We start from the raw sequence: 10813 nt of genomic DNA, 5'->3' as shown, positions 1-10813 counted from the left end.
CAGTGAAGTGTGTCAAAGATATCTTAAGAGAAAAATATCCTGAGTTTAATAAACATGTGACTACCCATACTTTCCGCTACACACATATCTCCTTACTAGCAGAAGCTGGTGTCCCAATCAAAGCAATCATGGATCGTGTCGGTCACTCCAATATGAAAACCACACTGGAAATTTACAACCAAGTGTCCAGTGCAACAAAAGAAAAAGTCATCCAAGAAGTCGATTCTTGGATTTTTTAGTGGATTTGTTTACCATATGCGTATAGTATGCTTATATAAGAGGTTGTGAAAGCGTCGTGTAGCTCCGATGACAATAAGCAAGCATTTTTGAAACTAGCTTTTTGAGTTTGAAAAATGTGGCTTATTTCAAGGCGCTGGCGCTTGAACACCATTTAAGAGTGGTCGAAAAGCGGTACGACTTTTTGACGTAAGGAGAACGAAAATCAAATGAAAGAAACAACCAATCCCGCAGAACGTAAAGTTTCTGCATATATCCATATCCCGTTTTGTGAGCATATCTGTTATTACTGTGACTAAATGACTGAAGAATTGAATTAACTAATATTTATAGCTTAAATTGTTGTATAATAAAGAAACAAGTTTATGATATTAATTGGTGTCCTATCGAAAAATTTAGATGGTTAAAAAAACTATTCCGAGAAAATTATTGGAGGAAGTAGTATTGGATGATAAAGTCTACGCTAAAGATCATAAAAAAGAATTTTTTCAAGATGTGATTCAAGATAAAGTTGTTCGACTAGATCAAAAAGAAGCTATATTTATGGCAGGTACGCCTGGCGCAGGTAAAACAGAAGTAGCAACTAGTCTACTGGAATTATCAGAAGATATCTGTAGAATAGATGCTGATGTTTTCCGAACGAAATTCCCGGGGTATACTGGTCGTAATTCTTCTGATTTTCAACGAGGGGCATCTTGGTTAGTGGATTACTCCTTAGATATGGTATTGAAAAAAGGTTATTCATTTTTATTAGATGGAACATTCGCAATTGGTCGGGCGAAACAAAATATTGAGAGATGTCTTTCTCGGGATTATGATGTGACAATCTATTTTATCTTCCAAGAACCTCTTATTGCTTGGAATTATACAAAAATCCGAGAAAAAGTAGAGGGACGATTTGTACCAAAGGATCGTTTTATTAATGCTTATTTTAAGTCTCGTGAGAATGTTCGCGAAGTAATAAAACAATATGGGGAATCTATCTCTGTACATGTGATTTTAAAAGATTATAATAATGAAATAGCCACAGTAGTTCCAGATATTTCAGATATAGATCTTATTTTGCCAGAATTATTTACTAAAGCAGAATTGGAGGAAAAATTATATGACTGATAAACAAAAAGCGGAAGCGATTATGAAAAAATATAACCGTAGCTATGGAGATCTAAACAAAAAAGCAACTAGAAAAGAATTTATGACCGTTCTACAGTATGTAGCAAACGAGTCAAATAGAAAACAAAGAGAATTAACAGGGTTAGATAAATAACTATTAAGATTTTAAATCACAGCTGAAAATTAGTTGTGATTTTTTTATTTGAGTATTTTTAGTAGCTTGTGAAATTTTATTAATTGAACGCTTTAAATACAAGGAAAAATATAGTCTCAAGTTAGAGAAGGTAGACACCTACCAATAGGTTTAGTTGAAAAACTTTTTTAATATGACTATGATTTTTTTTGAAAAAACAGGCAATTTTGATATTAAAATCACTTTTTATGTTGTTTTTAAATAATACTCTCGTTATTAATTTATAGTTTAATTGTCATTATGAGACAACTATAAAAATTTTGGAGGTATGATAAATGTTTAAGGGAAATTTGCTAGAAATATGGATAGGTGTAGTAGCGATTATGGTAATTTTTTCCACTACAATGACAAGCGGTAGTATGATTGTTTTAGCAAATGAGCAAGTTGAATAAGTCTCTGTAGAAAGTAAGGACAGTTTACAATCCTATGAACAAAGCTTACTTTATTCAAATGAAGAAAAACGTTCACAACAAGTACTTGAAAAAATCAAACAGGAATATGGTTCAGTACAAGCTGAGTTTGACGAGAATGGTGAAATTATTTTAACAAAAGAAGATGAGTTAAGAGTCGAACAAGCAGTTCAAGAGTACTTAAGTTTGACAGGTTATAATCCAGTATTACGCGGTTTCGGAAAAAATTGGTGGAATTCAACAGGATTTGTTTCAGGGGTAATTAATGTAGGATTAATTGCTATTGGATTATGGACAGGAGCTAGTAATTTAATAGCGGTAAGGGCTTTATTAAGAAATAATCGTACAAATATTACTAGAATGGTAGAAAAGCAGATTCTTTCAAAAGTAGGAATTAGCGTTGGTGGATTACTAAACAGTATGATCAATGCAGCAATGGCAATTTCTGCTTCTTCGGTTGGTGGAATTCTGGCAGAAGGTTTAGATAGAGCTGACGGAAGGAATGATAACTACATCTTAGCCTAATTGGAGTTAATTAAAATGAGAAGACAAACGAGAAAGAAAATCAATCGATTAATCTTTGCGGGAATGATATGTTCAAGTAGTATGGTTATTTTCTCTATCATTCTATTATTTCAAAAAAAATATTTTTGGTCATTTATAAGTATCTCAGGAGGGATTATTGGTCTGATTTCTTTTTTTAGTGTAAGAAAAGAAATGAAGTTAGTCAAAGAAATAAAAGATTAAAATTAAAGCAGTTGAGATTTCAATCATTTCTCAGATGGGTATTACAACAGTACGTGGGAAAGTACAAACTGCAATTGAAATCGCCTTAGCTTTAGCTGGTACTTCGGCTGGAGGACTAATTGCAGAAGGACTTGATCGAGTAAACGGAAGAAATGATAACTATCTATGGGCATTGCATTAAACAAGTTTAAAATTCAAATAGATAAAGGAGTTATAAGTGACAATAATTGGGATATTGAATTTTGTGGGTAGAGTACTGCTAGGGGTATTGAGTATGTGCTGTTTTATCAATGGCACACGTTTTCTGCTGAAAGTAAAAACAGTTATCCGTTTGAATGTAGGAAAAGAAATGCCAAGAACAGATTATCTAAAAGTAGAAACATATTTAAAAAAGTATAAACTATTTGTTTTTTTGGGCTTTGTGTTTCTTACTATAAGTTTAATTTTAGTGCGTTTTTAAAAAATCTGCTCTTCATTCAAAAAATATCGGAGGAAATACATAACTGAAAAGGAACAAGTACAACAAATTGTGAAAAAGTATAATAAAAGTATCGCTACTGATTTATCAGAAAATGCCTCAGCGAAAGAATTTAAAACAGTAATGAAGTACGTAGCAGATGAAGCAAATCGTAAGCAGCGAAAATTAGTGGGGTTGGATAAATAAAATTTTTAAATCATATCCTTGTAAAGTTGAGTTTTTTATTTTAATGAACTAAGACTATTAAATTATACACATCTAGATGTGTATAAGAGACAGCTCTATACGCTTCTTTTGAAGTATACCCTCCAGTAAATTCCAAGTACTGGAGGATTCTTTTTCTTTGTGTTTTTTTACTCATTAAAAAGGTTCTTTGAAAAAAGATATTGGTGAGAGAAATCTTAGAATAATTAATGAATAAAACAGAATACTTTCTTTTTGTTCATTTTTTTGATATCAATAAAATCTATCAACACAAAAAAGTATAGCACTAGCATTTTTTGTTTAGCTAATTAATCTGTCTATTAGAAAAAAACAGGTGCATATGTTCGTGAAACAAATAAATATTTTTCTACAATGACTCTATTTTATTTGTATATCTGTTGTTTTTTAATTCATGTTTGTCAAAAGCACAATTACTAATAACTACTAGGAATAACAAAAAGTATGTTATATAGTGTAATAGAACTACCAATAAAGTAACTGGCTTTTTTAACTTAAGGAGAACGAAAATCAAATGAAAGAAACAACCAATCCCGCAGAACGTAAGGTTTCTGCATATATCCATATCCCGTTTTGTGAGCATATCTGTTATTACTGTGACTTTAATAAAGTGTTTTTAGAAGGACAGCCAGTAGATGAATATGTAGAAATGCTCTTAAAAGAAATGTCATTGATGATGAGTGAGTATCCTGTGAGCGATTTGGAGACTCTCTATGTAGGTGGTGGGACACCGACATCTTTATCAGCAAAACAACTGGATCGCTTATTATATGGCGCAAGAGAGATCCTTTCTTTTCAAGATGGGAAAGAGTTTACGGTTGAAGCAAATCCTGGGGACTTAACACAAGAAAAGTTACAAGTAATGAAAAATTATGGAGTGAATCGTTTATCTATGGGGGTCCAAACTTTCGACAACCGATTATTGAAAAAGATTGGTCGCAAGCATACAGCAGAAGATGTTTATCAAACAATGCGTTTTTTAGAAGCAGAAAATTTTTCAAATGTAAGTATTGACTTGATTTATGCATTACCGGGACAGACACTTGAAGGCTATCGTGATACGTTGGAACGTGCACTGGCATTGGATCTGCCACATTATTCATTGTATTCACTGATTTTGGAAAACAAGACGATGTTTATGAATTGGGTTCGCCAAGGTAGATTGGAATTACCAGACCAAGAAACAGAAACACGGATGTTTGAAGAAACAATCACCGCTATGGAAAATCATCAGCGACATCAATATGAAATTAGTAATTTTGGTTTAGCTGGGCATGAATCGAAACATAATTTGATGTATTGGAACAATGACCATTACTTTGGGTTTGGGGCAGGAGCTAGTGGCTATCTTGGGAATACCCGTTACCGAAATAAAGGGCCGATCCAACATTATTTGCGTCCACTAAGAGAAAATGCATTACCTGTTTTGGAAAAAGAAAGTCTTTCTAAAAAGAACCAGATTGAAGAAGAAATGTTTCTCGGGTTAAGGAAGAAAGCAGGAATCTCTAAACAACATTTTTATGATCGATATCAGCAATCTATTGACTCGCTTTATGAAAAAGTTCTTGACGAGTTGGTGGAAGAAGAATTATTGATTAATGAAGAAAATCGGATTTATTTAACGCAAAAAGGCACATTCTTGGGAAATAATGTATTCGAACGATTCTTATTAGAAAAATAACTAAGTGCATACCATTTTAAATAGTTAAAATTTTTATAATTTGTTGTTTATTTGAGTGTATAATAATTTTTTTAGATCGGGGAAACCTTTATTTACCAGGCTTTTTAAGCACTCAGTATTTTTTAGCACTCGGTAAGATAGAGTGCTAAAAAATAGGGTGCTTTTTCTTGACACGTTGAACGCTTCTTGCTATATTAATAAGTGGGTTAGCACTTAGAAGATATGAGTGCTAATGAGAGGTGAGAATGATGTTAACACAGCGACAAAGTGATATTTTGCGTCTGATCATCCAAAACTATACGAGTAGTGGGGTGCCCGTTGGTTCCAAAACGTTGATGGCGGAAGGAGTCGAGGCAAGTCCAGCGACGATCCGCAACGATATGAAGGCACTAGAAGACGAAGGACTTTTATTGAAAACTCATTCTTCTTCAGGACGGATTCCGTCAGCACTTGGGTATCGTTATTATGTGGATCATTTGTTAAGACCTGCTCGTGTAGCAAATGATGATTTGCAACAGATTCGACAGTCTTTAAGTAAAGAATTCCACGAAATCAACGAGATCATCAAGCAATCGGCAGAAATTTTGTCCGAGTTGACAAGCTACACAACATTCTCGTTAGGCCCTGAAATTAAAGACCGCCGTTTAACCGGCTTTCGTATCGTTCCTTTAAACAGTCGCCAAATCATTGCGATTGTGGTTACAGATAATGGGAATGTAGAAAGTCAGGTATTTACTCTTCCTGAAAACCTTGGTAGTCAGGATTTAGAAAAAATGGTTCGTATCGTGAATGATCGATTGGTGGGTGATCCGCTAGTGACGGTGTATCACAAATTACGAACAGAGATCCCGATGATCTTGCATAAATATTTTCAAACCACTGAAGGTATGTCTAATCTATTTGATACAGTCTTAGGACATGCATTTGAAGATAAAGTCTATGTAAGTGGGCAAATGAATCTATTGGATTATGAACCACTGCAGGATCTTGACCAATTTAAATCGATGTTTTCATTTATGACAGATTCGTATGAACTGACTCAAATGATCGTTCCGATGGATAGCAATATCCATATTAAAATTGGTTCAGAGCTAGGAAATGAGTTGCTGCAAAATATGAGCATGATCCAAGCAAGCTATGATATTGCTGGACATGGTCGAGGAACGATTGCATTACTCGGACCAACAAGTATGCCATATTCAAAAATGTTGGGATTAGTGGATGTGTATCGTCAGGAGTTAGCAAGCAAACTTGCTGATTACTATCGAACGCTTGACCTATCCGGTTCTTAATAAAATTTAAGTAGTGACTGATCGTTCTTTTTTGAGTTAGTAAGAGCAATCAAGCAGCTGACTGAATAATGAAAGGGAGACGGTATCGTGAAAGAAAACCATGAAGAATTAGACCAGGAATTAACGGATACACAAACAGATCCAGAAGCTGAGATGGAAGCGGTAGAAGATTCAGGTGTTTCAGAAGTAGAAGCAGAAGAATTTGAACTTGCTAACTTAAGAGCTGAACTTGAAGAGATTGAAGATAAGTATTTACGCGCAAGAGCGGAAATTGCTAATATGGCAAATCGTGGAAGAAATGAACGTGAACAATTGCAGAAATATCGTTCACAAGATTTAGCGAAAAAGCTATTACCGTCCATTGATAATTTGGAACGGGCATTGGCAACAGAAGTATCTGATGATCAAGGAGAAAGCCTGAAAAAAGGTGTTGAGATGGTTCTTGAAAGCTTGAGAAATGCTTTGCAAGAAGAGGGAATTGAAAAGATCATAGCTAAAGGGGAAGTTTTTGATCCAACGCTTCATCAAGCAGTTCAGACGGTTCCAGCAACTGAGGACCTACCTGCAGATACAATTGTAGAAGTTTTACAAGAAGGATACAAACTCCATGACCGTGTATTAAGACCAACGATGGTGATCGTTGCGCAATAAGTCATGATATGAAATAAAGACTTACTAGAATAAAGGAGACGTTAATTATGAGTAAAATTATCGGTATTGATTTAGGAACAACAAATTCTGCTGTTGCTGTACTAGAAGGTAACGAAGCAAAAATTATTGCAAATCCAGAAGGAAACCGTACTACACCTTCTGTTGTTTCATTTAAAAATGGTGAAATCCAAGTGGGTGAAGTAGCAAAACGTCAAGCAGTTACAAACCCTAATACAGTTTCTTCAATCAAACGCCATATTGGTGAAGCTGGTTATAAAGTAGATGTTGAAGGTAAATCTTATACACCTCAAGAAATCTCTGCAATGATCTTACAATATATCAAAGGATTTGCGGAAGATTATCTAGGTGAAAAAGTTGAAAAAGCAGTTATCACAGTACCAGCTTATTTCAATGATGCACAACGTCAAGCAACAAAAGATGCAGGTAAAATCGCTGGTTTGGAAGTAGAACGTATCGTTAATGAACCAACAGCAGCTGCTCTTGCATATGGATTAGACAAAACAGACCGCGATGAAAAAATCTTAGTATTTGACCTTGGTGGGGGTACTTTTGACGTATCGATCCTTGAATTAGGTGACGGCGTCTTTGATGTATTGTCTACTGCTGGAGATAACCATTTAGGTGGGGATGACTTTGATAACAAGATCATCGACCACATGGTAGCAGAATTCAAAAAAGAAAATGGCATTGATCTTGGTCAAGATAAAATGGCATTACAACGTTTGAAAGATGCCGCTGAAAAAGCGAAAAAAGATTTATCAGGTGTATCAAGCACACAAATCAGCTTGCCATTTATTACTGCTGGAGATGCAGGTCCATTGCATTTGGAAATGACATTGACTCGTGCCAAATTTGATGAATTGACAGCTGATTTAGTAGAACGTACAAAAGTACCAGTACGTCAAGCACTAAAAGATGCAGGTCTTTCTCAATCTGATATTGATGAAGTGATCCTAGTGGGTGGTTCAACTCGTATTCCTGCTGTTGTAGAAGCAGTAAGAAAAGAAACAGGTAAAGAACCAAATAAATCAGTAAACCCTGATGAAGTTGTGGCGATGGGTGCTGCTATCCAAGGTGGGGTTATCACTGGTGACGTAAAAGACGTTGTATTATTAGACGTCACACCATTATCATTGGGTATTGAAACAATGGGTGGCGTATTTACAAAATTGATCGATCGTAATACAACAATCCCAACAAGTAAATCACAAGTATTCTCAACAGCTGCGGACAACCAACCTGCAGTAGATATCCATGTCTTGCAAGGGGAACGTCCAATGGCTGCAGACAACAAGACACTTGGCAGATTCCAATTGACAGATATCCCAGCAGCACCACGTGGTATCCCACAAATCGAAGTAACTTTTGATATCGATAAAAACGGGATCGTAAACGTATCTGCGAAAGATCTAGGAACTCAAAAAGAACAAAAAATCACGATCAAATCTTCTTCAGGTCTAACAGATGAAGAAATCGAACGCATGGTGAAAGATGCTGAAGCAAATGCAGAAGCAGATAAAGCACGTAAAGAAGAAGTTGATCTTCGCAATGATGTGGATGCACTATTATTCTCAGTTGACAAAACATTGAAAGAATTAGAAGGAAAAGTCGACGAAGAAGAAGTGAAAAAAGCAGAAGCTGCACGTGATGAACTAAAAGCAGCAGTGGAAGCAAACAACATCGAAGAAATGAAAACAAAACGAGATGCTTTGAATGAAATCGTGCAAAACCTTACAGTAAAATTATACGAACAAGCTGCACAACAACAAGCTCAAGAAAATCCAGAAGCAGCACAAGGCGGAGCGGATGATGTCGTTGATGCTGATTTTGAAGAAGTCGATGGCGACGAAAAATAATCGGTTCATTGAGTTTTGAGAAAAGCCAAAGTCGCGACTTTGGCTTTTTCTTTTGAAAATAATTCAACATTAGCGGTTTTTGTTTCATTTAAAGTATGATATGATAACTAGCGACGTGGAAATGAAGAGAACCAATAGGAGGAAAGCCTATGGCAACAAAACGTGATTATTATGAAGTCTTGGGGCTTGCAAAAGGAGCTTCAGAAGACGAGATCAAAAAAGCTTATCGTAAGCTATCAAAAAAGTACCATCCAGATATCAATAAAGAGCCTGATGCAGAAGAAAAGTTCAAAGAGGTATCAGAAGCTTATGAAATTTTGAGTGATCCACAAAAACGTGCGGCATATGATCAATATGGTCATGCTGGAACAGATCCAAATTACGGTGCAGGTGGCGCTGGCGGCGGATTTGGCGGATTCGGTGGTTTTTCCGGTGGTGGCAGCTTTGGTGGCTTCGAAGATATCTTCGATTCATTCTTTGGTGGCGGCGGAAGATCAATGGATCCGAATGCCCCTCGTCAAGGAGCAGATTTACAATATACAGTGGACTTATCGTTTGAAGAAGCGATTTTCGGTGTTGAAAAAGAAATTAAGTACAATCGTGAAGAAATCTGTCATACATGTAACGGAAACGGAGCAAAACCAGGAACACAACCAACAACTTGTCACAAATGTCATGGTTCAGGTACAATCAATGTGGAACGTCAAACACCACTAGGACGTGTGATGAGTCGCCAAACATGTGATGTTTGTCATGGTACTGGGAAAGAAATCAAAGATCCTTGTCCAACTTGTCATGGTTCAGGACATGAGAAAAAAGCGCACTCTGTAAAAGTCAATGTACCAGCTGGTGTAGAAGAAGGACAACAAATGCGCTTAGCAGGACAAGGGGAAGCCGGAGAGAACGGTGGGCCATTCGGTGATCTATATGTCGTCTTCCGAGTAGAGGAAAGTGACATCTTTGATCGTGATGGTTCAGAAATTTACTATGAATTACCACTAAGCTTTGTTCAAGCGGCTCTAGGTGACGAAGTTCAAGTGCCAACAGTTCATGGAGATGTGAAGTTGAAGATTCCTGCGGGTACGCAAACTGGAACAAACTTCCGTTTGCGTGGCAAGGGAGCGCCACGTTTACGTGGTGGATCCACTGGTGACCAACATGTTCGCATAAAATTAATCACACCTAAAAACTTGAATGAAGAGCAACGTGAAGCATTACGTGCTTTTGCTAAAGCAGGCGGAATCCATGTACAAGAACAACAAGAAGAGGGTTTCTTTGATAAAGTCAAAGATGCTTTTGGTGGAAAGAAGCGTAAATAAAAAATCATTATAAAAGACGAGTTAATAGAGATAAAACAGATAAAAAAGTCATTTTAACGAATGTCCGACACAAAAAAACAACCAGAGAATTTGAAGATAGTTTGGCTCTTCGACAAGTAGTGTTGGTGAGTTCAAATTGAAAGAATTTCATCGAGAATCAATCGAAGCAGAAATACGCTTCGATTGATTCTTTTTTGTTTTGGATTGATCTTGGAAAACCAAGCCCTGAATCAAGTAAATACGGTCACGAAAATGGAGGAAATTACGGTAACCATAAGCGACTCGTTTGATGACCTTGATTTTATTGTTTGTCCCTTCCAAGGCCCCGTTACTGTAGGGTGTTAGGAAGGCATTCTTGATTCCTTTTCTGTATTTATTGAAGAAAGTGAGTTTCTTGCGAAACCACTCAGGAAGCTGGGTATCTAAGGTATTCACCACTTCGAAAAAGTCATTCGTCTCTTTTTGTTTATAGTGATAGAGAAGGAGTTGACAAGTATCATAAGCCAACTTCAATGTGGAATCATAGCTGAGTAATTCATCGACGATCGCTTTTTCAGTCATCGGACGCTTAAAGGAATAATCATAGCGATAGC

General features: G+C 36.3%; 14 protein-coding genes. 13 read left to right on the top strand and 1 reads right to left on the bottom strand.

Translation table 11 applies throughout. The features are described 5' to 3' along the window. The 13 genes from A5844_RS02510 to dnaJ form a co-directional block, all read left to right on the top strand. Positions 1–239 (top strand): tyrosine-type recombinase/integrase (locus tag A5844_RS02510; protein ID WP_179190520.1); only part of this gene is annotated, 239 nt, incomplete at its 5' end. Between the two features lie 442 nt (positions 240–681). Further along, positions 682–1350: a zeta toxin family protein gene (locus tag A5844_RS02505; protein WP_086283615.1), complete on the top strand. Its 669-nt coding sequence runs from the start codon at positions 682–684 to the stop codon at positions 1348–1350. Further along, entirely contained in the window at positions 1343–1504 is a 162-nt protein-coding gene (locus A5844_RS14105; RefSeq protein ID WP_086283612.1) for a hypothetical protein, read from the top strand. The genes A5844_RS02505 and A5844_RS14105 overlap by 8 nt, the downstream gene beginning before the upstream one ends. Positions 1505–2139: 635 nt before the next feature. Then, the gene (locus tag A5844_RS02495) at positions 2140–2478 is read left to right on the top strand and encodes a hypothetical protein (RefSeq protein WP_086284069.1); all 339 of its coding nucleotides are present in this window, start codon (positions 2140–2142) and stop codon (positions 2476–2478) included. Positions 2479–2493: 15 nt separating this feature from the next. Next, entirely contained in the window at positions 2494–2700 is a 207-nt protein-coding gene (locus A5844_RS02490) for a hypothetical protein (RefSeq protein WP_086283611.1), read from the top strand. A 34-nt stretch (positions 2701–2734) separates the two neighbouring features. Next, the gene (locus A5844_RS14100) at positions 2735–2881 is read left to right on the top strand and encodes a hypothetical protein (RefSeq protein ID WP_164498422.1); all 147 of its coding nucleotides are present in this window, start codon (positions 2735–2737) and stop codon (positions 2879–2881) included. Between the two features lie 36 nt (positions 2882–2917). Beyond that, entirely contained in the window at positions 2918–3160 is a 243-nt protein-coding gene (locus tag A5844_RS02485; RefSeq protein ID WP_086283609.1) for a hypothetical protein, read from the top strand. Between the two features lie 69 nt (positions 3161–3229). Next, positions 3230–3364 (top strand): hypothetical protein, encoded by a 135-nt coding sequence (locus A5844_RS14480; RefSeq protein WP_256924507.1) that lies wholly within the window; start codon positions 3230–3232, stop codon positions 3362–3364. Between the two features lie 550 nt (positions 3365–3914). Further along, on the top strand, positions 3915–5081 hold the full coding sequence (gene hemW, locus A5844_RS02475; protein WP_086283604.1) for a radical SAM family heme chaperone HemW: 1167 nt from the start codon (positions 3915–3917) through the stop codon (positions 5079–5081). Positions 5082–5329: 248 nt separating this feature from the next. Continuing rightward, positions 5330–6373, top strand: coding sequence for a heat-inducible transcriptional repressor HrcA (hrcA, locus tag A5844_RS02470; protein WP_086283602.1), 1044 nt, complete (start codon positions 5330–5332; stop codon positions 6371–6373). 87 nt (positions 6374–6460) lie between these two features. Beyond that, positions 6461–7024, top strand: coding sequence for a nucleotide exchange factor GrpE (gene grpE, locus A5844_RS02465; RefSeq protein ID WP_086283601.1), 564 nt, complete (start codon positions 6461–6463; stop codon positions 7022–7024). A 47-nt stretch (positions 7025–7071) separates the two neighbouring features. Then, positions 7072–8901 carry a molecular chaperone DnaK gene (dnaK, locus tag A5844_RS02460; protein WP_086283599.1) on the top strand — a complete coding sequence of 610 codons (1830 nt, stop codon included), beginning with the start codon at positions 7072–7074 and terminating at the stop codon, positions 8899–8901. A gap of 149 nt (positions 8902–9050) precedes the next feature. Continuing rightward, positions 9051–10220 carry a molecular chaperone DnaJ gene (dnaJ, locus tag A5844_RS02455; RefSeq protein ID WP_086283597.1) on the top strand — a complete coding sequence of 390 codons (1170 nt, stop codon included), beginning with the start codon at positions 9051–9053 and terminating at the stop codon, positions 10218–10220. Positions 10221–10367: 147 nt separating this feature from the next. Here the strand turns inward: dnaJ and A5844_RS02450 are convergent. Further along, a partial coding sequence (locus tag A5844_RS02450; RefSeq protein WP_179190519.1) for a transposase occupies positions 10368–10813 on the bottom strand: 446 nt, incomplete at its 5' end.

The organism is Candidatus Enterococcus wittei (genome assembly GCF_002140175.1).
Classification (GTDB): domain Bacteria; phylum Bacillota; class Bacilli; order Lactobacillales; family Enterococcaceae; genus Enterococcus_B; species Enterococcus_B wittei.
Note: the sequence above shows the minus strand (reverse complement) of the source record. Positions and strands in the feature narration are given on the sequence as shown.